General features: G+C 51.8%; 16 protein-coding genes. 10 read left to right on the top strand and 6 right to left on the bottom strand.

The window, feature by feature from the left end:
• Positions 1 to 231: 231 nt before the first annotated feature.
• Both AB4Z33_RS23060 and AB4Z33_RS23055 read right to left on the bottom strand, forming a co-directional pair.
• Positions 232 to 2,007: an MORN repeat-containing protein gene (locus AB4Z33_RS23060; protein ID WP_442052141.1), complete on the bottom strand. Its 1,776-nt coding sequence runs from the start codon at positions 2,005 to 2,007 to the stop codon at positions 232 to 234.
• 2 nt (positions 2,008 to 2,009) lie between these two features.
• Positions 2,010 to 2,396 (bottom strand): DUF4280 domain-containing protein, encoded by a 387-nt coding sequence (locus AB4Z33_RS23055; protein ID WP_442052140.1) that lies wholly within the window; start codon positions 2,394 to 2,396, stop codon positions 2,010 to 2,012.
• Positions 2,397 to 2,638: 242 nt separating this feature from the next.
• Between AB4Z33_RS23055 and AB4Z33_RS23050 the strand changes: the two genes are divergently transcribed.
• The 5 genes from AB4Z33_RS23050 (at position 2,639) to zapA (ending at position 15,459) form a co-directional block, all read left to right on the top strand.
• Positions 2,639 to 5,362 (top strand): adenylate/guanylate cyclase domain-containing protein, encoded by a 2,724-nt coding sequence (locus AB4Z33_RS23050; protein ID WP_442052139.1) that lies wholly within the window; start codon positions 2,639 to 2,641, stop codon positions 5,360 to 5,362.
• A 181-nt stretch (positions 5,363 to 5,543) separates the two neighbouring features.
• Positions 5,544 to 8,618 carry an Npt1/Npt2 family nucleotide transporter gene (locus AB4Z33_RS23045; protein ID WP_442052138.1) on the top strand — a complete coding sequence of 1,025 codons (3,075 nt, stop codon included), beginning with the start codon at positions 5,544 to 5,546 and terminating at the stop codon, positions 8,616 to 8,618.
• Positions 8,619 to 9,047: 429 nt separating this feature from the next.
• Positions 9,048 to 10,079 (top strand): phenylalanine--tRNA ligase subunit alpha, encoded by a 1,032-nt coding sequence (gene pheS, locus AB4Z33_RS23040; protein WP_442052137.1) that lies wholly within the window; start codon positions 9,048 to 9,050, stop codon positions 10,077 to 10,079.
• A gap of 24 nt (positions 10,080 to 10,103) precedes the next feature.
• A complete protein-coding gene (gene pheT / locus AB4Z33_RS23035) occupies positions 10,104 to 12,545 on the top strand; it encodes a phenylalanine--tRNA ligase subunit beta (protein ID WP_442052136.1) in 2,442 nt (813 codons plus the stop codon).
• A 217-nt stretch (positions 12,546 to 12,762) separates the two neighbouring features.
• On the top strand, positions 12,763 to 15,459 hold the full coding sequence (zapA, locus tag AB4Z33_RS23030) for a cell division protein ZapA (RefSeq protein WP_442052135.1): 2,697 nt from the start codon (positions 12,763 to 12,765) through the stop codon (positions 15,457 to 15,459).
• Between the two features lie 484 nt (positions 15,460 to 15,943).
• Here zapA and AB4Z33_RS23025 read toward each other — a convergent pair whose 3' ends face one another.
• The 3 genes from AB4Z33_RS23025 to AB4Z33_RS23015 form a co-directional block, all read right to left on the bottom strand.
• On the bottom strand, positions 15,944 to 16,624 hold the full coding sequence (locus AB4Z33_RS23025) for an SDR family NAD(P)-dependent oxidoreductase (protein ID WP_442052134.1): 681 nt from the start codon (positions 16,622 to 16,624) through the stop codon (positions 15,944 to 15,946).
• Positions 16,625 to 16,907: 283 nt separating this feature from the next.
• On the bottom strand, positions 16,908 to 17,294 hold the full coding sequence (locus AB4Z33_RS23020) for a cupredoxin domain-containing protein (RefSeq protein ID WP_442052133.1): 387 nt from the start codon (positions 17,292 to 17,294) through the stop codon (positions 16,908 to 16,910).
• A 214-nt stretch (positions 17,295 to 17,508) separates the two neighbouring features.
• The gene (locus AB4Z33_RS23015) at positions 17,509 to 17,868 is read right to left on the bottom strand and encodes a phage holin family protein (protein ID WP_442052132.1); all 360 of its coding nucleotides are present in this window, start codon (positions 17,866 to 17,868) and stop codon (positions 17,509 to 17,511) included.
• Positions 17,869 to 18,189: 321 nt separating this feature from the next.
• On the opposite strand from AB4Z33_RS23015, the gene AB4Z33_RS23010 reads away from it, so the two are divergent.
• The 5 genes from AB4Z33_RS23010 to cysK all read left to right on the top strand — a co-directional run bounded on the left by AB4Z33_RS23010 (position 18,190) and on the right by cysK (position 23,930).
• Positions 18,190 to 20,565, top strand: a complete 2,376-nt coding sequence (locus tag AB4Z33_RS23010) for an endonuclease MutS2 (RefSeq protein WP_442052131.1) — start codon at positions 18,190 to 18,192, stop codon at positions 20,563 to 20,565.
• Positions 20,566 to 20,623: 58 nt separating this feature from the next.
• The gene (locus AB4Z33_RS23005; protein WP_442052130.1) at positions 20,624 to 21,043 is read left to right on the top strand and encodes a DUF350 domain-containing protein; all 420 of its coding nucleotides are present in this window, start codon (positions 20,624 to 20,626) and stop codon (positions 21,041 to 21,043) included.
• 111 nt (positions 21,044 to 21,154) lie between these two features.
• Complete coding sequence (locus AB4Z33_RS23000) at positions 21,155 to 21,703, top strand: hypothetical protein (RefSeq protein ID WP_442052129.1); 549 nt, start codon at positions 21,155 to 21,157, stop codon at positions 21,701 to 21,703.
• Between the two features lie 90 nt (positions 21,704 to 21,793).
• Complete coding sequence (locus tag AB4Z33_RS22995; RefSeq protein WP_442052128.1) at positions 21,794 to 23,008, top strand: MFS transporter; 1,215 nt, start codon at positions 21,794 to 21,796, stop codon at positions 23,006 to 23,008.
• A gap of 4 nt (positions 23,009 to 23,012) precedes the next feature.
• Positions 23,013 to 23,930 carry a cysteine synthase A gene (gene cysK, locus AB4Z33_RS22990; RefSeq protein ID WP_442052127.1) on the top strand — a complete coding sequence of 306 codons (918 nt, stop codon included), beginning with the start codon at positions 23,013 to 23,015 and terminating at the stop codon, positions 23,928 to 23,930.
• An 18-nt stretch (positions 23,931 to 23,948) separates the two neighbouring features.
• Here cysK and AB4Z33_RS22985 read toward each other — a convergent pair whose 3' ends face one another.
• The gene (locus AB4Z33_RS22985) at positions 23,949 to 25,019 is read right to left on the bottom strand and encodes a CotH kinase family protein (RefSeq protein ID WP_442052126.1); all 1,071 of its coding nucleotides are present in this window, start codon (positions 25,017 to 25,019) and stop codon (positions 23,949 to 23,951) included.
• Between the last annotated feature and the right edge of the window lie 156 nt (positions 25,020 to 25,175).

Here is a 25,175-nt window from a genome sequence, read left to right as displayed (position 1 = left end):
GAGAAGCGTTATCTCGCGGCTTTTTTTTGGTAGAGTATACGCACTTATTGAGCAGATGCATAGTTTGGAGCGCGTTCGTTTTGTCTTGTAAGAGCGTATATGCACTAATAGCTATAGTTGGAGTAACTGATGGCGTCTGTAAGAGCGTATACGCACTTATGGAGCAGGTGCAAATAGAAAGAAGCCCTCGCCATATAGTTACGGCGAGGGCTTTTTAAGTTTGGATAGCAGTTACTCCGCATCCTCAGGGTTATAGTAGCTGATCTCAAGTCTGACCGGCTTATCCTTGTTCAGCAGGAAGGTCAGGAAGGCGTTGCCGGATTTGAACATGATGCTTGTTCGGCCATTCGGCAGCTTCTCCTTCGAAGAGACGGCTTTGGCATCCAGCAGCCGCTGATAAGTTTGCTCCATTACGATACTGTTCCATGTCGTCAGCTTGCGAACGTAGTAGGCTTCCGGATTGTCGGCATCGACTTCAAGCACGAATGAAAGCTGAGCGGAGCTGAAGGTAAGCGACATAGGAAGGATCTCTTCCTCAAGCCCATCAATCAATCCGGTAGCGACATCTGATTCGGTAGATGCTGCATCTGTCACCGCATTGTTCGATCCGGCGCTAAGCGCTTGGACTTCATTCTCCGGAGCAGTCTCCTCAGCAGGAGTACCTGAACTGTCTGATGGCGCATCCGTAGCTGTCGGAGTTCCAGTACTAGTCGTTCCCGTACCGCCATTGTCTCCAACTTGCTCGCCATCTATGGACCCTTCTACTGGCGTGTCCGTAACGGGTGGTGTTTCCTCGACTGGCGGGATTGTCTCGGCAGGAGGCGGCGGGTCGGCCACCCCTAACGTCTCTTGCAGCTTCACAAGCGATAGGTTCATGAACCCTTCCGCATACACGCCTCCGGAACGGAAGAACCCTTTATAGATCGGTGCGCCGTCGGCGTCGAACAACGAACCGACGCCCTCATATTTGCCATTGACGAACTTGCCGTCGTACACAATGCCTCCGCTTGCGTTGTACGCTTGGCCGATCCCGTTCGGCAAGCCGGAAGCGAAACCTCCTGCGTAGACGAGCGAGCCGGCTTCGTTGAAGGAGCTTCCTGTACCGTGATAAGCGCCCTTCACGAAATCGCCTTCGTATTTGACGAATCCTGATGCAAAATATTGCTTGCCCGGTCCCGTCAATTCACCGGCCGTGAAGTTTCCTTCATAGGCGAGAACTCCGTTACTGTMATAGAGCTTGCCTGCACCCTCGTAAACGCCATTATTGAACAGCCCTTCGTACAGCAGCTTCTCAGGTCCGCTATATAGCTTGCCATCCCCTTGATAGAGGCCTTTCATGAAGTTGCCCGCATATACGACCGTGCCGTCTTCCTTATAGGTCGTTCCCGCGCCTTCGTACAGGCTTGCAGCGAACAATCCAACATAAGCTGGCTTTCCGCTTGGATAGAATGCCGTACCCGCGCCAGCGTACTGATCGGCAGCGAACAGTCCCTTATAGAGCAAAAGGCCATCTTCGTTGTACAGCTCGCCTTGGCCCATCATCATGCCCTTGTCGAAGTCGCCGCTGTACTTCAAGTTTCCGTTCGGGTAGTAGAGCTTGCCAGTGCCCGTGTACAAGCCGTCCGCTAATTGGCCCTCGAACAGAAGATTGCCCTCTGGATCAGTGATAGAAGCCGTACCGGTGAACCCTTTGTCCGCAGCGGCCGTTGCCGACAGCTCCGGCGTCTTGCCGAACCACTTATTGAACAACGGCGGCGGACTGATGAAACCGAAATAAACAATAATGAGCGTTAAAACGATAACAAGCGCAATCAGCTTCTTCGCAATATAATAGCTTCCCAGCTTGACATAGTTGTTAAGCGAACGGAGAGGGCCGAATATGGCCGTGACGAGAAACTTGCGAAGCCATTTCAACAGCAGCTTAGGCAGCTTGCGAGCTTGCTTAATCGGCTTCATTACGTATTTCTTGATCGGTTTGAATATCGGCTTAAGAATGGACTCAATCATAGCTAAGGCACCTGTATCGTTACTTGACCGGGATTAACAACTTCGATAACACCGCCCCAATTGCACATGCACTTCGATGAGTTGTTAAGCGCCGGCATATTGGCAATCAGCACGGTTGGTGACCCGGGTACCCATGGAGCGGCAGTTACCGGAATACAGGGCATAGGAGTCAATGCGCCAAATGCTGCGGCAGTTGCCGAAGCCACGGTTGGATTGGCTAACGACGAGCACATGCCGAAAGGGAGAATATTAACCATAGGCTTGTTGTCCATAATGTTGGCAATGGGCATTGACGTCATCACCATGTTCTGCGGCAAGACGGTCAGCATGCCAGGAGCGGCTCCGAAGGAGCATTTTAGCGTTGCTCCACCGCATACGAGTTGTCCCATAACGTTCCTTTCCGCGAGAGCGAATCTATTATTTTCCGAATCGCTTCTCCCATTTTATACTATTATTAATAGTACTATATGCCGGCTAAGCCCATCAACATAAACCTGCGAAATTCGGGAATATTCGATGTTCTCCGCGCAAGGAAAGGGATGTAAAATAACGTATCATGTAGTACTATAGAAATAGAAAAAATATGCAAGTGAAAGCGATGGTGCGCATGCGAAAGTCCGGTTTGGGGATTGTGTTGTTGCTCTTGATAGCTGTAGGGCTTGGATTCTGGATCTATCCGAATATAGATCAGTTCAAAGCTTTGCCATATACGAAGGAAGCGTCACTCTCTTATTTGTCGCGCGCGTCAGCGGGGCCTGATGGAAGCTTGGACGTTATTGGCGATTCCAGGCAGGAATTGACGCGCATTAACGGCAACGGCGAGATGAAGGAGCAATTACAACAAAGTCTGGACAGCAGCGCCCGTCATGATTATACGGATGTAGCAACAGCGCCTGACGGCACGATGTACGTCCTTGAAACGGTGTTGGACGGGTATGGCCTGTACGTGCAAGAGGAGCAAATTATCCAATACTTGCCGGGAGACTCCGTCGGGACTACGCTGTATACGTTTAAAGGCGACGGGACGAATAAGCGTGTAGGCCAAATTAAAGGCGTGCAGGTCAGTGGGGATTCGGTGTATTTCTATCTTGATGAGCAGAGCCGAATTACGCTTAACCGAATATCCGCAAAGGATAGCGCTCCCGAAGAACTATTTAGTTTTGAAATGGAAAAGAATCGTTATATGTCCGAGATCGTCGGATACGAGCCTGGACAAATCTTCTATTCATCCAAACGCGGCGCGATCTTTAATGTGCTGAAGGATGGCAGCACGAAGCTTGTGTACCCGCTTGATACGATGGATCGTACCCGCAAAAATTTCCCCGAGCGGCTGCAGCTGCACGAGAACGGCAGACTTTATTTTATCGATAGGCTCTTGAACGCCGTTACGAGCATGAAAGCTGCGGACTCCAGCGATCTCCGCACGGACATTGCCGAGGCTGACCTCGCCAGTCTAGCTCCTGATGCCGAAAATCTTGAAATTATGGATGTTACGATCGATGCTGCCGGCGGTCTGAGCATGGCACTGGATGATCGTATTATTACTATTAGCGCTGACAAAGCGGCTGCTGAGGCGATCACTCACCTCACTTATAACCGCTCGTCGATTTGGCAGGGCTGGCTGACTTGGACCGCCGGGGCTCTGTTCTTAATCGTGGTCGCCCTTCTAGTACGGATGATCTACATACACCTGCTTAACCGCCGAATCTCCTTGTTCTTCAAGCAAGTTTTCGCTATCGTTCCGATTCTCGTAATCGCCATGGTACTGCTATCGAACTTCATCTATGACAGCTTCTCTTCACGGATGGAAGACGAGATGCAGCGGCAGCTTTCGCTCTTGGCGCGCAACGGACAGAACATTATTAACGGCGATCAGCTTAACCGTCTAACTTCGCCGAGGGATTATATGAACGAGGATTATCAGGCGATCAGCAAGAAGATGAACTTCTTGTTCGAAAGCGAGGATGCGGCGAATCGCAAAGGACTGTACAGTACGCTCTACAAATATGAGAATGGCGAAATGTTCATCATGATGGACGACGATGACGGCGTCAATATGTACAAGCCTTTCCAGCTCGAGGAGGCAGACCAGCAGGTCGTCAAGACGGGTGAGATCGTATCCGGCAGATGGGAAGACACCACGGGCAAGTGGTTGTATGCAATTGGTCCGATCTATGATTCCACGGGCAAGCTTGTAGGCATTTATGAGACAGGACGAGACATGAATGTGTTGTACCAAGCTAATCAAACGATCTACATGAGCGTCATGCGCAATATCGGCTATATCAGCATCGGCGTTATCGTGCTTGTATTGGCCGTTACCTATTATTTGCTCTCTTCGCTGCGCAAGCTCCGCAGGAGCGTTATGGAAATGGCGAACGGTAACTGGGACGTTAAGGTTCATATCCGCGCGCAGGATGAGGTGGGCGATTTGGGCGAGCAGTTCAATCGAATGGCGCTCCATATCCGCACCTATATTAAGGACATCACATCGTTCAGCGAAGCATCGCATCGTTTCGTTCCGCAGCAGTTTTTCAAGTACCTAGGAAAGAAAGGCATTACAGACATCCATCTAGGGGATCAGGTTCAGCAGAATATGGCGGTTATGGTTGCGAATATTCGCTCCTTCAATCAATTGTCCAAGCAGCTGACGCCTAAGCAAAACTTTGATTTTATGAACTCGTTCTTAAAAAGATTCAGTCCTTTCGTCCGCAAGGAAGAAGGTCTTATTAGTAAATATTTAGGCGCAGGCTTTATGGCGCTATTCCCTGCCCGTTCGGATGACGCGCTTCGAGCAGCCGTAGCGATCCGCAGAGAATTGTCTTCGTTTAACGACAGCTTGCTGGCATCCGGCCATTCGCCGGTTGATATGGGCATGGCGATTCACAAAGGCCCGCTCATGCTGGGCATTGTAGGCGAGGAGCAGAGGATGGAAGGAAACGTGATCTCCGATGACGTCAACGTTACGGCGACGCTGGAACGCATGTCCGATACGATGGGCGCATCGATACTCGTTACCCGTACTTTTTTTGATCAACTGAGATCGCCTGAAAGGTTCCGTCACCGGTTGCTTGGCCGAGTCAGAATTGATGGCAAGGATGAGCCTCTTGAGCTTGTGGACGTATACGAAGGCGATTCGGACTCGGTACGCGCGCTTAAGGAACGAACGAAAGCGATGTTTGAGAGAGGCGTTACGCTCTGCCAAGAAGGGCGGTTCTTTGATGCAAGGGAAACCTTTATTGAAGTCATTAAGGTGAACCGCTTCGACAAAGCGGCGAAGCTCTACTTCTATTTGTGCGATGAATATTACCAAAGAGGCGCTGTCGAAGGTTGGAATGGCACACTAGCGGTATAATCAGACCATAGAGGAGAGGAACAACTATAATGGCGGTAGAACAATTACGATCCGATAGACTAGCACATGATGAACATACCGCGAAAATAGGAGTGCCATTTACGAGAATAGACGAATACTTGGCGTATTATGAAGAAGAGGAAATCCGGGAGATTAACGTCCGGAATAAGGTTTAATCGCTATGAAAGCAGTACAATTGTTGCGCGCTATTAATTCCAGGCCGGAAGATTACCGTAAGCTGCTTATGATGGCTCCTGTATTCTTCATTTGCGGAATAGCGGAAACGCTGAATTATAACGGGTTTATGGCGCTGTTCAATCAGAGGTTCGGCAGCGACTATCTTTCCTATGTTTATGTCATAGAAGCGATTCTATTGCCGCTCGAGGCATGGCTGCTGTCGTGGCTTGCGGGGAAGCTTTCAAAGCCGCAGCTCATGCGGGTCATGTTCGGGACTATGATCGGCATCGTCGTAGTCAACTCTATCATTTTAATGAGCTTTGAGAGCTTTGGCGTTGAATTCAAATGGTTTTATCCCGTGATGTTCATCTTGTCCAACTTTGTCGTCAGACAGCAAACGATTCTGTTATGGGGGCTGGCTGTCGATCTATGTTCAACCCAGCAGGCGAAGCGGCTGATGCCGGTATTCATCGGAGCGACCACGCTTGGCGGTATTACTGCCGGTTTGCTTGCACAATTAATCAGCCTTGTGTTCGGACCTGCCGTAATTTATGCCGTTGGCGCCGTGTTTCTTCTGGTCTCCTGGGGCAATTACAATAAAGTCATCACCCAATATCTCGTTCCATTGTCGCTTAAGATTGAGTCCGATCGGGAAGAGGAAGAGATGGTTTCAACCGGAACGGTGTTCAAGCATGCGTTRCGTTCACCTTTCCTATTAATTGTTATATTAATCATGTCGCTGATGCCAGCTCTGTATTTCTTGATTGAATACGAGCTTCTCATTGTCACAAAGCACTCCTATCCAGATGAGCAATCATTCAGCCGTTACTTTGGCATGATTACGATGGTGCTGTACATACTCGCTTTCCTATTGCAGATCGTATCGGGGAAACTGATGGCGAGGTTCGGCGCAAGCAAAATGCTGACGGCGATAGCCGCCGTCAACATTATTTCATTCGCGGCGGCCTCCATCTTTATCGGCGGTGCGGCAGCGCTGCCTTTCATATCCGGAGGTTATATCCTAATCTATCTGCTCTATTATTATTGGGCCGAGCCCGCCTACCAGTTGTTTTTCAAAACGCTGCCTCTCACGCAAAGGGACAGCTACAGGTATGCGGCGCAAGGCATTGCGGCATCGGCTGGCATTCTGATCGGAGCGGGTCTATTGTTCCTGCATTCGGGTTTACGCTTGTCATGGACGGCTTTGTCCATTGTCGGATTTGGCGTAGCGTTGCTGCTGTTCGTCCTGGCGTGGCTCGGCAGACGACACTATATGAACGAGCTTGTGAATAGCGTGCAGTCGATCGGCGAACAGGATTTTGCTGAATCCTTCGAAGAATTTGTCGGGAACTCTACCGCTATGACGGAAGTGCGACGCTTGCTGCAACATAAGGACGATACAGCTAGAGAAATTGCGCTTCAGCTCATTGGCAGGATGCAGGACCCGCGAGATGCGGAGGAACTGCTTACGATGATGGACGATCCGAGTCCGCGGATTCGCGTTGCTGCGGTCAGAGCGATGAATCTAGAGAAAGCGGATCTCGTCGCGATGGCGAAGGTCGCCGCTTTCCTCGAAGATCCGGATGACGAGATGCGTGCGGAGGGAGTCCGTCAGATTGCGAGAATGAAGCATCTGGAGCATCATGCTTTTTATTTTTTAAGACAAAAGCTGTTGGATCGTCATCCGAGCGTTGTCGCCGAGGCGGTAAAGGCCATGTACAGCTTCAATAATGAGCCGAGCATCGAGGCTTGCTCTGAGGTCATTGACCGGATATTGGATCAAGGAGACGAAACGTCCGTATACCTATGCCCGGTCATTTCAGAGCTGGGGCTGCATACGTTCATTCCGAAGGTGGAAAGGCTTGTCTGGGAAGGGCATCCCGCATCACGTGTCGCGGCCATCGAGTGTTTAGGGAAGCTTGGTTATATCGCGATTATCCCTAAACTTCTTGAGAAGCTACCGTTGATGGACCAAGAGATGCTTAGGACGACGACGCAGAGTTTTATTCATATGGGGAGTGAAGCGATAGAGCCGCTGATGGCGAGCTTGCCGGAAGCGTCTGCGAAGCGATGGAAAGCAACCGTATCGGCTTTGGCTGTCCTGCTGCCCGAGGAGCAGGTTCGAACGACATTGATTGAGGATGTGCTCGATCGGATCAGCCAATTGAATGTGGCCGCGAAATTCTCGATTGCCCTGAAGCAGCTGGGTAGGGAGGAATTGGCGGCGCTCGCGGAGCTTCGTTATAAAGAGGTATGTGCATTCATTTTCGACGGTGCGTGGAGTGTGCTCGCGGCGCTTGCCGATGAGCAGGTCGTTGATACGATTAAGCGGGCGGTAGACAATCCCGACGAAGAAATCCGAAGCAATGCTTGGGAAGTTCTTGCAGAAGGCATAGGGGATAGAAGACTTTCCCAGCTTATGGTGAGTACGCACGAGGAGAGCGATGAAGATGGCGAAGTGAATGATGACGAGGCCGCCATTGCGATGCTTGAACCGGCTCTGACTTCACGGGACGACTGGTGGCGGGAAATCGCTTCCGGTGCATTAACGGGCGGCGAGCCCGATCACGCAGCGATTTCAATTACAGCAGCCGAGGGGGGACAAGGGGATATGGGCGACCAGCAGATGATGACCCGTTTGAATAAAGTCGTGTTTTTGAGGCAGGTCCCTTATTTTGCAGACTTGTCGCTGGAGGAGCTTGGACTAATCGCTAATATTTCCGTCGAGCAGTTGTACCCGGATGATGCGCCGCTCTTGCAGCGCGGCGTACCGAACCCTGCGATGTATGTGATCGTGGAAGGCAATGTCGAGCTGACGAGCGTCTCGGCGGCAGGCTGGGAGGGGACGATCGGCGTGCTCGGAACGGGTGATGTATGCGGCGAAACCTCAGCGCTCGATGGCACGGCTTCGTCGGTAACGGCGCAATCGCTGCTTGGCGAGGTGCGCGTGCTTAAGCTTGCCGGCGATCAAGTGGAGCGGCTCATTAGGCTATATCCGGAGATCGGCATTGGATTGTTGCGAGCTTCCTTCGCTCGAATTCGGCTGCTTGAAGAGATGATGATGCGTATTGACAGCTAGCCTAATGGCAGCGGCTAGCTTCAGACGATTCGTTAATGCGAATGAGGTTGCAACCGCTCGCCTTATTGCATATAATAAAGATTAATGTTTAATATGGCTTGAAAGCGATGATAGAGATAAGTAAGCAGTGCTTTCGCACAGGGAGTAGACGCCGTAGATTGAGAGCGTTTATGTGAAACTAGGCTGCCGAAGTTCACTCTTGAGCAGACGCCTGAAACGCCTTTACGTCAAGAGTTATGACGCAGAGCGCGCGTGTAGGGAGTGTCCGGTTCCCGCCGTTATGGGATTAAGGGATTGTTTGCCTGACATTTAGTTTTGGCAGCGATCCGAATTAGGGTGGTACCACGGTTCTTTCGTCCCTTCGGGGAGAGAGGGCCTTTTTTTGTGCCTATAGGGCTGGATGGAAGTACACAAACGGAGGCGATAACGATGAAGGAAAGATTGGAAGGACTGCGCGTAGAGGCGCTTGCGGAGCTTGAGCAAGTGCAAAATCCGCAGCAGTTGAACGACTTGCGCGTCAAGTACTTGGGCAAGAAAGGCGCGTTGACGGAAATTTTGCGCGGCATGGGCGGACTAAGCGCCGAGGAGCGTCCGATTATCGGTCAAGTCGGCAATGATGTCCGCGCTGCCATTGAATCTGTAATCGAGCAGAAGCAGGAAGCGTTCCAGCAGGAGGAGACGAATAACCGTCTTCGCGCGGAGACGATCGACGTCACTTTGCCAGGCAAAGCGCTGCCGACAGGCTCGGTGCATCCGCTTAACAAGGTCGCGCAAGAGATCGAGGACGTGTTCATCGGCCTCGGCTATTCGATTGCTGAAGGACCGGAGGTTGAGACCGATTATTTCAACTTCGAAGCGCTTAACCTGCCGAAAAATCACCCAGCGCGTGACATGCAGGATTCGTTCTACATTACGGACGATATCTTAATGCGTACACACACGTCGCCGGTTCAAGTTCGTACGATGAAGGCGAGCAATGGCGCGCCAATCAAGGTTATTTGCCCGGGTAAAGTATATCGCCGCGATGACGACGATGCGACTCACTCGTTCCAATTCAATCAGATCGAAGGGCTGGTCATCGGCCGCAACATTCGCATGAGCGACTTGAAGGGCACTTTGCTTCAATTCGTACAGCAAATGTTCGGCGAGCAAGCGCAAATCCGTCTTCGCCCAAGCTTCTTCCCGTTCACTGAACCAAGCGCCGAGGTTGACGTTACTTGCGTGCAATGCGGCGGCAACGGCTGCCGGATGTGCAAGCAAACGGGCTGGCTCGAAATTCTCGGCTGCGGCATGGTACATCCGCGAGTGCTTGAAATGGGCGGCTATGATCCGGAAGAGGTTAGCGGCTTCGCATTCGGTATGGGCGTAGAACGTATCGCGCTGCTGAAGTACGGCATTGACGACATCCGTCATTTCTATACGAACGATCTGCGTTTCCTAAGCCAATTTGCGAGAATGTGACGAAGAGAGAGGAGCTAGCCAATTATGAAAGTATCCTATAAATGGTTGAATGAATATATCGAGCTTGCAGGCTTCACGGCCGAAGAGCTGGCGGAGAAAATGACTCGCGGCGGTATCGAGATTGACGGCGTGGAATCCCGCAATAAAGGCGTTACCGGTGTGGTTGTCGGCTACGTGAAGTCGAAGGAGAAGCATCCTGACGCGGATAAGCTGAATGTGTGCAAGGTCGATGTCGGTACAGGCGAGGAGCTTCAGATCGTATGCGGCGCCAAAAACGTCGATGCTGGTCAACGCGTGCCTGTGGCCGTTATCGGAGCGGTGCTCCCTGGCGATTTCAAAATCAAGCGGGCGAAGCTGCGCGGCGTTGAGTCGCAAGGCATGATCTGCTCGGCGAAGGAGCTCGGCCTGAACGACAAGCTGCTGCCTAAGGATCAACAGGAAGGCATTCTCGTGCTGCCGGAATCGACGCATATCGGCGCTCCAATCGCTGATGTGCTCGGCATTAACGACGAAGTGCTGGAGCTCGACCTGACACCGAATCGCTCGGATTGCCTAAGCATGTTAGGTGTTGCGTATGAGATTGGCGCGCTAACAGGACGCGAGGTTCGCTTGCCTGATACGACGGTCAACCATACGTCTGACAAAACCGAGAATCATGTTGCGGTTAGCATTAGCGAAGCCGATCTATGCTCGCATTATTCGGCCAGATATATTAAGGGCGTTAAGATCGGTCCTTCCCCATTATGGCTGCAAAATCGTCTGATCGCTGCTGGCGTGCGACCAATCAACAACATCGTTGACGTAACGAACTTCGTTATGCTCGAATACGGTCAGCCGCTGCATGCTTTCGACGCGGATCTCGTTCCAGGCGGACGCATTGATGTGCGTCTAGCCCGTGAAGGAGAGACGCTCGTCACGCTTGATGACCAGGAGCGTCGCTTGGAGCCTCATATGCTCGTTATTACCGACGGCAAGCAGCCGATTGCGCTTGCAGGCGTTATGGGCGGCGCGAGCACGGAGGTTACGGAGCAAACGGTTAATATTTTGCTGGAGTCGGCGAAGTTCGACGGCGGAACGATTCGCAAAACATCGCGCCAGCTTGGCCTTCGCTCGGAGTCGAGCATCCGCTTCGAGAAGGAGGTTGATCCAGCCCGCGTAATCCCGGCGCTCGACCGCGCTGCGGCTCTAATGGCGGAGCTTGGAAGCGGCCTMGTGCTGGAGGGAATCGTTCAGGTTCAAGCGAAAGCAGCTGCGCCGTCTTCCGTTGCAGTGTCCTTGGACAAAATTAACGGCTACCTCGGTACCGAGCTGTCCGACTTGGAAGTGAAAACGATATTCGGCCGCCTTCACTTCGCGTACGAATATTCGGATGCCGGCGTATTTACGGTACAAGTGCCAACCCGCCGCGGAGATATTACCCGCGCTGTCGATCTGATCGAAGAGGTAGCGCGTCTATACGGCTACGATAACATTCCAACGACGCCGATTCACGGCGACATTACGCCTGGCGCGCTGACGAAGCCGCAAGCGATTCGCCGCGAGCTGCGCAAGCGGCTGACGGACGCAGGCTTGCACGAGGTCGTAAGCTACTCGTTCACAGGCCCTGAACGGACGAAGCTGTTCCCAAGCTTAGCAGGCGGAGCGAAGGCCGTTCGCTTGTCGATGCCGATGAGCGAGGATCGCAGCGTGCTGCGGACGACGCTGATCGCGCAATTGCTGGAGACAGCGGCGTATAACCGCAATCGTAAGAACGAATCGGCATCGCTGTTCGAGATCGGCAGCGTATTCCATACCGACGAAGAACAGCTGACGCACCTGCCGCAAGAGAAGCATCGCTTCGCTGCGTTATTGACTGGAAACCGTACGGAATCGCAATGGAATCAGAAGGCGGTCGCGGTTGATTTTTATGATGCGAAGGGTATTCTTGAAACGGTGTTCTCGGTACTTGGCGTATCGGGCAGCGTAACCTATGAAGCGGCTCAGCCGGAGCACTTCCACCCTGGCCGCACAGCAGCTGTGCGCATCGCGACTGCGAAAGGCTCGGAAATTATCGGTTATGTCGGCCAATTGCATCCGGCGCTTCAGCTGGAGGCTGATCTGGCTGATACGTACGTGCTGGAGATCGGCTTGGATACGCTCTACGAGCTGGCCAGCTCAGATATCGTGTACAAGTCGCTTCCTCGTTATCCGGCAATCTCACGCGATATCGCAGTTGTCGTATCGCAGGACGTTGCAGCGGGAGATTTAACGGAGACGGCATGGTCGACGGCGGGCGAACTGCTGGAGTCGGTGAAGGTGTTCGACGTGTTTACTGGGGAGAAGCTCGGAGCGGGCAAGAAGAGCATTGCACTGTCGCTTGTATACCGTCATGGCGAGCGTACTTTGACCGATGAAGAGGTATCGGCGCTGCATGAACAGGTTGTTGTGAAATTAGAACAATCTTTTGCAGCGGAATTGCGCAAGTAGGCAGGAAACCTTTAAAGCCGCATCGAAATAGTTCCTAGTGAGCTTCGATGCGGCTTTATTATGCACATATTTGCTTGTAGGAAGAAGGATTTTCCAGCTTTTTATGGAGCAAAATGCGCACCCGGTATCCGTAATGAAAGATGCTCTTAGGAGCGGTGTTCCGCGGATATAAATAACCTCATGTGAAGCGACTTGGATAATGGGAGGATTCGCCTAAATGGATGTTGAACAAGCAGTAGTGACAGTTGATATATATGGAGTCCAATACAAACTTAAAGGCCATACAAACGTTGAATACATGAAGCGAGTCGCAAGCGCGATCGATGAGAGCATGAAGAAGCTGGCGAAGGGCTACCCGCGCCTCGATATGCCGAAGCTGGCGGTTCTGTCTGCGGTGCAAATTACGGAGGAAGTGTTCCGTCTGCGCCGCGACAACGCAAGATTGCTGGAGGAGGAAGCGAAGCTGGCTGTTGCCACTCAGCAATTGGAGCAGTCTGTGGTTCAAGCGGCAACGATACAAGCAGAGCTTACGGAGCTGAAGCAGCAAGCTCAGGAGCAGCTTGCGGAGGCGAAGGCTGCGGCTGAAGCCGAGATGGCAAGCATGATGGAGCTTGCCTCTGAGCAAGCGAAAGCGCATGAGCAATCGATGAAGGAAGCCGGCGAGGCGCAGCAAACGGAGCTTGCAAGATTGAGGGAGGAACAAGCTGAACGGCTTGCTTCTCTACTGCAAGAGAAGGAGGAGCAGCTTGCTGCTCTTGCCGCTGCTAAGGACGGACATTGGTCGGAGCTGTTAAGCGAGAAGGAAGCGAGTCTTGCGGCGCTGCAGTCTGAGGTCGAAGCGAAGCTTGCCGCGCTCGGCTTCGAGAAGGAAGAGCAGTTGTCGGAGCTTGCTCGTTCGAAGGATGAAGAGCTTGCGGAGCTTAAGCACGCCAAGGAATTGGAGCTTGCCGAGCTTCAGCGGGTTAAGGACGAGGAATTAGCGGAGTTCAAGCGCGTGAAGGACGAGGAACTTAGCAAGCTGGTTAGCGCGAAAGAGGAAGCGTTGCTTGAGCTGGAGCTTGCCAAGGAAGAGCAGCTTAGCGCTATCGTTAATGAGAAGTCGGCGGAGTTAGCCGCACTTGCAGAGCAATGGCAACGCAAGTGGGACGAGCGGGAGCAAAGCTGGCTGGCTGAGGCGGCTGCTACCGCATCTGAACGCGAGCAGCAAGCGGCTGAGAGGGAGCAAGCGTTGAAGGATGAGGCTGCTCAGGCGGAGCAGGCTTTCCGGTCCGATCTTGAACGCCGCCGGAACGGTTGGCTGGAGGAGCGGGCAAGGCTTCAAGCGCAAGCAGCTGAGCTGCAGCAAGGCTGGAATGCGGACAAGGAAGCGATGGAGCGGCGAATTGTGCTAGCCGACGAGCAGATCGGTCAAGCGCTGGAGCAGGAAGAGGCATTCCGTGCATCGTATGCGAAGCTGGAGCTGGAAAGCAGTGAGCGTGATGGTCAGTTGGAGGAAACGCGAGCTGAGCTTACGGAGCTTCAAGCCAAAAGCGACAATGTAATTGCGCAGCTGCGGCAGACGGAGAGCCAGCTTGAAGAGCAGCGCTTAGCGCTTGCCGAAGCTGAGAAGCAGAGCAAGACTGCAGAGGAGCAGTTGGCAGCGCTTAGCGAGCAGTATGAGCAGGCTGCGGGCAAGGCGAGCCAGCTTGAAGAGCAGCGCGTTCAGCTTGAGGAAGAGCTGCTGGAGCAGCAGCTTGAGAATGAGGAGCTTGTTCAGCGGAATGCTGGAGCTCTCGAGCAGCAACAGCGGGAAGCCGTTGAACGGCTAAACACTCGCTTGGCAGCTGTTGAAGCGGAGTACAAAGAGAAATTGGATGCTGCGGTTCGCGAGCATGAAGAGACGCAGATGAACCTGCAGATTGAGCTGGAACAAGCTGCTGAGGCCGCACTCGCGCAGTTAAATGAACTGCGCGAGCAGACAAAGGCTGAATTGGACGAACAGCGCCTTGCATGGCAATCAGAGCTTGAAAACGAACGGAGAAGCAAGGATAAGGCGCTTGAGGAGCTGCAAGCAAGAAGCAAGGAGCAATTGGAGGAGCAGCAGTTGGCTTCCCAGATTGAATTCGAGGAGAGCGCCGAACGACTGGCAGCACAGCATACGGCTGAGCTGCAAGCGCTGCGCGAGGAGCTTTCGGCTCGTGACGCTCGTGACAGCCAGTTGAAGGTAGAATTCGAGCAGCGTATGGAGCAAGCGAGCTCGGAAGCTGGCGAGCACTACTTGCAGCTTCAAGTGGAAAGCAGTGAAAAGCTAGAACAGCTTCAAGCGATGTCGGAGGAGCAGCTGTATCAGCAGCGGCATGATTACGAGAAGCAGACGCGAGAGCTGGAAGCAAGGCTTGAACGGCTCGAGAGCGAGCTGGAATCGCTGCAGGAGCAGGCACAGAATGCATCTGCAAGCGAGGCGGCAATCCGCAAGGAGCTTGAGGAAATCGGCAACCGCGAGCTTGAGCTCGTGGAGCAGCTGGAATTGACTGCGGCGCGCGAGCGTATTGTATCGCAGCAGTTGGAGGCGGCGGATGCCCGCCTGAGCGAGCTGAGCGAGCAATTAGAGGAGCAGCGCCAGCAAGCTCAGCGCAACGCCGCTGAGGCTGACCGGCTTGTACAGGAGAAGCAGGCGCAGGAAGCCGAGGAGGAATCGCTCCGCGACGAGCTCGCCCGCGCGATGTCGGAGGTAGCCTCAGCATCCACTCGGAAGGATGAACTGAACGGCGAATCGGGTCAACTCGTGATGGAGCTTGATGAAGCATCTCATGCTGCCGAGCAGCTGATGCAGGAGCATGACCGTCTGGTTGAAGAGCATCAGAAGTTGAAGCAGGAGTATTCGAAGCTGCAGACGGAATACAATGAATGGATCGAATTGATCGAACGCAGCTAGCCTATGAATAAAAATAATCCCCGATTCGATAGTAACGGTTGGAGCCGTCGCATTCGAATTCGGGGATTATTGTATATTCCTATATGACGGAGTATGGTATTGGATTTTATCCAATCAAATGAGGTGAGTCCTCTGAATCATGGACTCTTGAATGGATTTAGTACAGGCAAAAAAGAGCTGGATTAATGAAATGGAGCAGAATGAGGAGATTTGGTTGTATGTTTTCCACTCAAATGTTACTTTTCTGCTGAAATGGTCTGTTTCATTGGACAATATCCACTCAAACGCTTGTCGGTTAGCGGCTAGTCGTTATACAAGTAAAATGTCGAACGTATTCGCGGGATTTCGTCAGACAAGCGATTTTAACGGTATTTTGTCGAACTGAACTAGCATCGTTCGCGCTGTACGGTATGCAAAAACCGCCGCATTCGTATCCCAATAAGGAACACATGCGGCGGTTTTAGTAGTCGTCAAAACTTAGTCTTCATCCATACGATAGAATGGTGCCGGTCGGTCCGCCTGGCGGCAGGCTAGCCAATCGGATCAGATCGGGAGTGACGATCGCCGGATCTTTGCCGGTGGCGTGCATCTCGGTGCGCAGGGTACCCGGGTTATACAAATTAACGAGTATGCCGTGCTCATGCTCTTCATCTGCGAGCGTGCGCGTAAGCGACTCGAGTCCTGCCTTCGCCGCGCTATATGCAGCATAGCCGCCTGCTCCATTCCACGATAGGCCGGATGTAATATTAATAATTCTGCCGTATCTGGCTTTGCGCATGAAAGGCAGCGTCGCTTTCGATAATAGGAAGGGACCTGTGAGATTCACAGAGATTTGATTCTGCCACTCTTCCGATGTGAGCTCAAGCACCGTTCCTGGCTCCAATACGGCTGCATTATTTAGTAAAATATCGACGCGGCCGAACTGCTCGTAGGCCAATTCGATAGAATGCTGGACTTGGTGATCGACGGAGACATCTGTCTGCAGCAGCAAAGCGTCCTTACCGGTACGCTCCTTAACGAGCTGCGCCGTTTCCTCAAGCTTCGACGCTCGGCGTCCAAGAAGGACGACGTCGGCGCCTTCCGCCGCGAACGATATAGATGCTGCGCGGCCAAGTCCTGTTCCTGCACCGCTTACAATGGCGACTCGATTAGTCAATACTCCCATCACCATTCCTCCAATCATCATTTATGTTGTGACCATCTTATCAGAGGCGGCGCAGCAGGGGAAGAGGATAAGCCATTAGAAATTTTTACTCATAACTAAAGTAAAAATGATATAGCGCTCTGCCCCGTTCGCACAGCCCCACAGCGAAGTTTAATTCGTTTGGCTGCGAGCTTGCCGATAACTTTAGTTTATGCCCGTAAAAGCAATCAAGACCTGCCTGTCGGCAGGTCTTGATTAGGCTATGCTGTAAACTAAAAGAGTGCCAGTCTGCCTGCGAATAGCGTTATTCTACAACGAGCGTTGCTTTCATCTGTCTGTGGCCGTTGCCGCAAGGGACGCTGCAGATCATTTCGTAAGTACCAGGCTCTGCAACCGTAACCGTTTTGGTTTGGCCTGTTGCGATGTTATCGACTTTGTCGATTTTGACGCCATGTACGCCGTCCGTCGATTTGAGCGTAATGTTCGTTGCTTCGCCAGCTTTTATTTTGTATTCCTTCTGATCGAACTCCCAGTTCGCAGCTGTGATAATAACCTCTGCGCTGGCAGCGCCGGAATCGGCAGCAACTGCATCGCCGTTGCCGGCATTCTCTTGATTATCCGATTTTGCTCCACATGCAGCGAGTACAGCGACTAGGCACAATGCGGCAGCAAATAGCAGCCATTTTTTCATTTCATAGATCCCCTTCCAAATTGGAAAATGTTTGTACACCTTATTTTAGCGTATAATCGCAGCATTTGCTGTGACATGTGTTTGACAAACTTATGAATTTCATGTGATTTTTTTGTAGAAGCAGCACAGCAAAATGAACGCATAAAAACAGCCCTTGATCGCCGGAATCCGCTCTCAAGGGCTTCACGTTATCTGTAATATTAATCAGCTGTGGTTAATCGTGATTTCTGCGACCTGCTTCATATGGCGTGCTGACCGGTATGAACAGGTCGATAATGCCGATCACAAGCGCGGCGAGGATCGCTCCAAGCCAAGTAACCGTCACTCCGCCTACGATGAATTGGGCTAGCCAGATGACGGCTGCGCTGGCGAGGAAGCCGACGATACCGCGTCCGAACGGCGTAACCCGCTTGCCGAAGATGCCTTCAACAATCCAGCCGAGCGCCGCAATGACAAGCGCGAGCAACAATGCGCTCCAAAAGCCGCCAACGCTGAATTGCGGAACGATGAAGCCAACAACCATCAACACTAGAGCCGACACGATGAAACGCACGACATGACCGATGAAACTCATATTTGAATCCTCCTAAAAGTTTTTTGTGAAGCAAAAAACTTGCTTCGTAAGCATCAGCTTAGGTTTTTTGTGAAGCAAAAAAACTGCTTCGTAAGCATCAGCTTAGGTTTTTTGTGAAGCAAAAAACTTGCTTCGTAAGCATCAGCTTAATTCGTTTGTGAAGCGATCCGTATTAGCTTCTGTGGAGCAAAAGCCGGGTTGGTTAAGTATGTTCGTTTCTATTGTGACCCTTTGCTTGTTTTTTATGTACGGGAAGGGCATCATATCGTGCAACGAACGCGCGGTTCGGCTATAATAGTAGGGCGAGAGGAGTGTTAACGGTTGGACACCAAAATTTTAACGACATTAGAATTTCCTAAAATCATACATAAATTGACGCATCATGCGGCTACTTCGCTGGGCAAAGCCGCGGCGGAGCAGTTACAGCCGGTATCCGATTTGGAGGCCGTCAAACCGATGCTGCAAGCGACGGATGAAGCATATACGGCTGACCGCTTGAAGGGGAGCGCCCCTTTCGGCGGCATAACCGATATTACAGCGCCGCTGCACCGAGCAAGAATCGGCGGCACGCTTAATCCCGAGGAGCTGCTGAACATTGCTTCGACGTCGCGCGGCGGGCGCCGCGTGAAGAAGCATATCGGCGTTATTCACGAAGATCACCCGATTCCGATGCTGCAGTTCCAAGCGGAGCAACTAACGGAGAATAAGCCGCTTGAGGATGCGATCTTCGACTGTATTGACGACCAAGCGGAAGTGATGGACAGCGCAAGCTCTGAGCTTGCGTCGATTCGCCGCGAGCTCCGTTCAGGGGAATCGCGCATACGCGAGAAGATGGAGCAAATGATTCGCTCCTCTTCCGTACAAAAAATGCTGCAGGACGCAATAGTAACGCTTCGCAACGATCGTTACGTTATTCCGGTTAAGCAGGAATATAGGTCTAACTTCGGCGGAATTGTACATGACCAATCGGGGTCTGGAGCAACGCTGTTTATCGAGCCGGAAGCGATTGTTGCAATGAACAACAAGCTGCGCGAGCTCAAAGCGGGCGAGTTGCGGGAGATTGAGAAAATATTGCAAAAGCTGACGGCGCTCACCGCCGATCATGTGGAAGACCTGCTTATTAATCAGGAGCTGCTCGCACAACTTGACTTCGCCTTTGCTAAGGCAAGACTGGCTCATGAGATGAAAGCGACGCAGCCGCGCATGAATGATCGAGGTTTCTTGAAGCTGAAGCGCGGACGCCATCCGCTGCTCGCAAGTGACAAGGTCGTCCCTATCGATGTCGAGCTCGGCAATCAATATTCGGCAATTATCGTAACGGGTCCGAATACGGGCGGCAAAACAGTCTCGCTGAAGACGATCGGCCTGCTTAGCCTTATGGCGATGTCAGGTTTGTTCGTACCTGCGGAGGAAGGCAGCCAGCTATGCGTATTTGATGCGATTTATGCTGATATCGGCGACGAGCAGAGCATCGAGCAAAGCCTTAGTACGTTCTCAAGCCATCTGACCAACATCATACGTATTTTGAAGTCGATGACTTCGAAGAGCTTAGTGCTGCTTGATGAGCTTGGTGCGGGTACCGATCCTGCAGAAGGCTCGGCGCTTGCTATTGCGATACTGGAACACATCCATGCCAAGGAAAGCCGTATCGTGGCAACCACTCACTATAGCGAGTTGAAAGCATACGCCTTCAACCGCAAAGGCATCATCAACGCGAGCATGGAATTTGATGTCGCTACGCTTAGCCCCACCTATCGCTTGCTCGTTGGCGTTCCGGGCCGAAGCAACGCGTTCGCCATTGCAGAGCGGCTTGGTTTGCAGACGGATATCATCGATCGTGCGCGAGGCGAGGTTAGTGAAGACGATCAGCGCGTGGAGAGCATGATTGCCTCGCTTGAGGAGAATCGTCTCAGCGCCGAAACGGAGCGTCAGACGGCCGAATCGCTGCGCAGGCAAGTAGAGGCGCTGCAAGCGAAGCATGAGGCTGAGCGGTTGAAGTTCGAGGAGCAGAAGGAGAAGCTGCTGCAGAAGGCGCATGAAGAGGCGCGCGAAGCGGTCGCGAAAGCGAAGCGCGAGGCAGAGCAAATTATTTCCGATCTGCGCAAGCTGGCGCTTGAAGAGGGCGCATCGGTTAAGGAGCATAAGCTGATCGAGGCAAGGCGCAAGCTCGACGATGCCTCGCCTGAGCAGCTTAGGCCCAAACGCGGCGGAGCAGCCGGAAGCGCTGGCAGCAAGCCAGTTAAAATTGAAGCCGGCGACGAGGTTATGGTGTACAGCTTGAACCAGAAAGGTATCGTAGCGGAGATACATGGCTCAGAGGCGACGGTTCAACTTGGCATATTGAAGATGAAGGTTGCGCTTGACGATATGGAGCTGCTGAAGTCTACGACCGCTGCCGTCAAGCAGCAGCAGCCGAAACAAGCTGCAAGTTTGAAACGTTCTCGCGACGAAAACGTAAGAATGGAGCTGGACCTGCGCGGAGAGAGTCTAGAGGAAGCCATAATGGAAGTTGACCGCTTCCTGGACGAATCTTTCTTATCGGGTCTAGGTCAAGTCTATATTATTCACGGAAAAGGTACTGGCGTGCTGCGTACGGGCATTCAGCAATATTTGCGCAAGCATAGTCATGTGAAGACTTACCGGTTAGGCAATTATGGCGAGGGCGGCGCAGGCGTTACGGTGGCTGAATTGAAATAAACCGTTTCGTTCGCCTCCCGACAGCCAGCCAATTAGCCATCAGGTGGAGGGATTAGGGATGGAACATGAAGTMGACAAGCTGCTAACCAATGAATTTGCCGCATCTCTCGTTTATGTATCGGTTACCGTTCTTTCGCTCATTGTATTTTTGTCTGTATTCGAGCTGGTGACGAAGTACAGGTGCTGGAGCGAGATCAAGAAGGGCAATGTGTCAGTGGCAATGGCGACCAGCGGCAAAATATTCGGTATTTGCAATATTTTCCGCTTCTCCATCGAGGCGAACGATTCGGTGTATCAGAGCCTAATTTGGGGCGCGTTTGGATTTATTATTTTGCTGGCGGCGTACTTCTTGTTCGAGTTTCTAACGCCAGTGTTCCGCATCGACGATGAAATTCAAAAGGATAACCGAGCTGTCGGTATGATTGCCATGGTCATCTCGATCTCCCTTTCTTATGTGATCGGGGCTACGGTTATATAGCGGCTGGAGGATTAGTTCATGAAATATTTGTGGAGTATTTTGCTCGTTGTAGCTATTTTATTTTTCGTATTCGGCGTCATTTATTTAATTAACAATTAAGGAGCGCGAACAATGAGCGAGGAAGTTATTTGCCCATGGTGTTTGACGGAAATTACATGGGATCCGGAATTTGGACCGGAGAAGCATTGTCCGCATTGCGGCAATGAGTTGAGCAGCTATCGTACGATAGAGCTTGGTGGAGATACGGAGGAAGAGGCAGAGGAAGAGGAGCAAGACAGCAACGATCAATGGCAGGAGGATGAGGAAGACGATTCCGATGGCCATGATCACGGCCATAAGCGTTGGCTTGCCGAGGGCGAAGGCTACAGAAATACAGATCGATCTTCGCTTGCTCTAGAGAGCACGCTGCAACGAATTACGGATGAGCAGGATGAAGTGCCGGAATGTCCAAGCTGCAGAGAGTTTATGCTTGAGGCGGGCACGCAGTCGATCGGCGGCGATTCATTCAAGCCGACGGTTTCTCCTGTACTCGGGCAGCCCGTATTGCCGGCTCCGCTTGAGCTTGTATGGTATGTATGCCCGTCATGCTTCCACACTTCATCAATGCTAAGCCAATCGAATCGACAGCAGCTTCTTAAACGGCTTGCTAAGCCGGAATAAGCAATGGCAAATATGGACGGGCATGCGTCCAGCGCTTTAAGGGAATGTTACAAAACGTAATTCTGACGCCGATATGCGGGAGGAATCGTTTTGGCCAAATCATTGGATCGTCAAGCCGCGCTTCTGCTCATTGTGCAGGCGCTGTTTGGCATCGCTAACGCGCTGTCGGGGACGTTCGTGCCCGTCTACTTATGGAAAGCAAGCGGCGGTTCTTATATGGTGATCGGTTGGTTCACCTTAGGACAATACGTCATTAGCGGATTAACGTTCTGGGTCGCAGGGAAATGGGTTAAAGAGCATAACAAGATGCATAGTCTTAGGCTTGGCATCTTAATGTCGGGTGTCTTTTACAGMGTTGTCCTATTGTTAGGCTCGGCTGCCAAGTCCTATGTCGTACCGCTTGGCATGTTAAGCGGCATGTCGCTTGGCATGTTCTGGCTGGCATTCAACGTCGTCTACTTCGAAGTCACCGATCCGGATACTCGTGACCGATTCAACGGCTGGGCAGGACTGCTAGGCTCAGCGGCGGGTATAGTAGCGCCATGGGTATCTGGCTTCTTGATTACGAGATTGAAGGATGAGCAAGGATATCGCCTTATTTTTACGATTTCACTCGTCATCTTCGCAGTAAGCGTCGTACTTAGCTTCTGGCTAAAGAAGAAGCATGGTCAAGGCACATACAATTGGAAGCATGGCATTCAGCAATTGATGACCAAAGGAAACCCATGGCGGCGCATGTTCCCTGCAATTGCAGCACAAGGCGTTCGCGAGGGTGTATTTATGTTTCTTGTTGGACTTACCGTCTTCATTGCTACGAAGAATGAGAGCAAGCTCGGTTCATATTCGCTGATTACGTCTTTGGTTGCCTTAGTGAGCTTCTGGCTTATCGGTAAAAAGCTGAGCAAAAAAAATCACAAGCTAGCGATGCTGATCGGTGCCGTTATGATTGCCGCAGTTATCTTGCCTTTGTTCTGGAAAGTATCATATATGACGCTGCTAATGTTCGGGATCGGCACGTCCTTGTTTATACCGTTGTACATCATTCCGATGACAACACGTGTATTCGACTTGATCGGGCAAACGGAAGAGAGCGCGCGCGAGCGCGAGGAATTTATTGTTCTAAGGGAAGCAGGACTCGTGATTGGCCGCTTAATCGGATTGTCGATGTACTTAATTGTGCTGCCGCTTAACGATTCGCCAAGAGCCATTACGTGGCTGATGTTCGGGGTTGGTATCGTACCGATCGCAGGCTGGTGGCTTATGCGGCCATTTCTGCAAAAAAACAATATAAGTAAGGAGGAATGAACGAATGCCAAGAATCGTTTCTAATATTACACAATTGATCGGCAATACGCCTGTTGTCGCGCTGCAGAGAATAGTGGAGGAAGGCAGCGCAGAGGTGTGCGTGAAGCTGGAGCGATTCAATCCGAGCGGCAGCGTGAAGGATCGGGCTGCATACTCACTGATTGAGGATGCGGAGCAACGAAATCTKATTCAGCCGGGCGATACGATTATCGAGCCCACGAGCGGCAATACCGGGATTGGGCTCGCTATGACCGCGGCAGCGAGGGGATATAAGCTTATTCTGATTATGCCGGACAATATGAGCGTGGAGAGAATAAAGATGCTCCAGGCCTACGGCGCTCAGGTTGTGTTAACTCCTGCAGCGGAGCGTATGCCGGGCGCGATACGCAAGGCGGAAGAGCTGCATGCCGGATTGCCTGGCAGCTACATACCGAATCAATTCGAGAACGAAGCAAATCCCGATGCGCACAGACGCACAACGGCGCTTGAAATTATGGAGCAGACCGATGGACGTCTCGATGCCTTCGTAGCAACCGCTGGTACAGGCGGTACGATAACGGGTACAGGCGAGACGTTGAAGGCGCTTCTGCCTCATCTGCATATCGCGGTTGTGGAGCCGCAGGGCTCTCCCGTATTATCGGGTGGCGTGCCTGGACCGCATAAGCTGGTAGGCACAAGTCCAGGTTTCGTGCCGAGTATTCTCAATACATCTGTTTATGATGAAATTATCCAAGTATCCGATGATGATGCCTTATCAACGATGCGTAAGCTCGCATCAAGCGAAGGTCTGCTTGTCGGTCCGTCTGCARGCGCTTCCGTATGGGCGGCTATGCAAGTCGCTAAGAAGCTTGGAGCCGGGAAGCGCGTATTATGCATTGCCCCGGATACGGGCGAAAGATATTTGAGCATGGGTATTTTCTGATGTAGCGATGTTAATCCGTTAGTTCCACTGCTTCAGCGCTTCGCGAAGCATTTCTCGCCGATCATCGATATAATCGCGTATGAATTCAGGCTCCGACAGGAAGCTGTCGTAGCTTGCTTTGCGCGTATAATCGCTGCGAATAGCGTGTGTCAGGCGCTGATGCATCCTCTCAATAAGCGGATCCAATTTCTCATGCGTAAATTGTTCATCGAGCAGTCTCTTCATGATGGCTCCGTAGCTTCTGCGGCATTCTTCGAAGGTGAACAAGGTATCGGTCAAGTTATTATAGCCCTGCAGCCGAACAAGATTGTTGCCGCACACCTTGCCATAACAGTTTCTTCCCCAAGTACCTTCATAATCCCATGGAATAATCCGGTATCGCTTGCTGGTACGCGTTTCATAAAGCGCGTAGTTCTGATCAAAGCCGTCATAATTGCCCGTTAATACAGCTCCAGCAAGCCAGCGTAAATATTGCTTGATGTCGAGACGGCGAGCAAGATACTCAAATAATTCATGACCAGTTAACTGATTCAAATTTCTTATGAACGAGACGAGCCGTTTCTTCGTATCTCCAGCGTCAATAACAAGCTCGTAGCCGCCAAATAACGAAGGTTTCCTCTGTTTGCTGTCCGGCTCAATAAGACCGAAATCCGCGTGATCATGTACGGCATATATGAGTGAGCGAAAACCAATATTCCTTTTCTCGAAAAAATGGCTGTTCACCGCTTCAATCTCCAGATAGACGCCCTCTTGCACTCCGTTAATCGTTACCCATATTGGCTTTGTTTTCGGAGCCGGAACATGAATTTGATTGAAAAAAGCGAATGACAACGCATTTCGAATCATCGATGGATCGTCATACTCCGCGTTCCAATGGTAGGTCATTCCGTCATCGACCCGAATTTCGAATGATTTCTTCGGATAATTGCGCGTATGGCCGCCTCTAAGTCCAATTTGCGCGGTATGGACCTTATCGCCAATCTGCAGCTTTGCTTGCTTGAATGACCGGCTCCATCCGTCCCGTAGCAGCTCATGCAGATCGGATTCGTTCATCGTAATAGAACGGACAGTCATTGTTTCTGTGATCACGCAATCAGCCCCCAAGGCACACAGGATGATGCCCCGCCATGGCGGCTAGGCATCTGTACGTATTACCTTATTCATAGGCATGCTGTCCGGTCACTGCGCATCTGAGCCAGATTCGAGTCTATTAATATATGAAATAAATGGATATCAATCTAGCAC

It is taken from the genome of Paenibacillus sp. 2TAB19, assembly GCF_052115185.1.
In the GTDB taxonomy this organism is placed as follows: Bacteria; Bacillota; Bacilli; order Paenibacillales; family Paenibacillaceae; genus Pristimantibacillus.
Note: the sequence above shows the minus strand (reverse complement) of the source record. Positions and strands in the feature narration are given on the sequence as shown.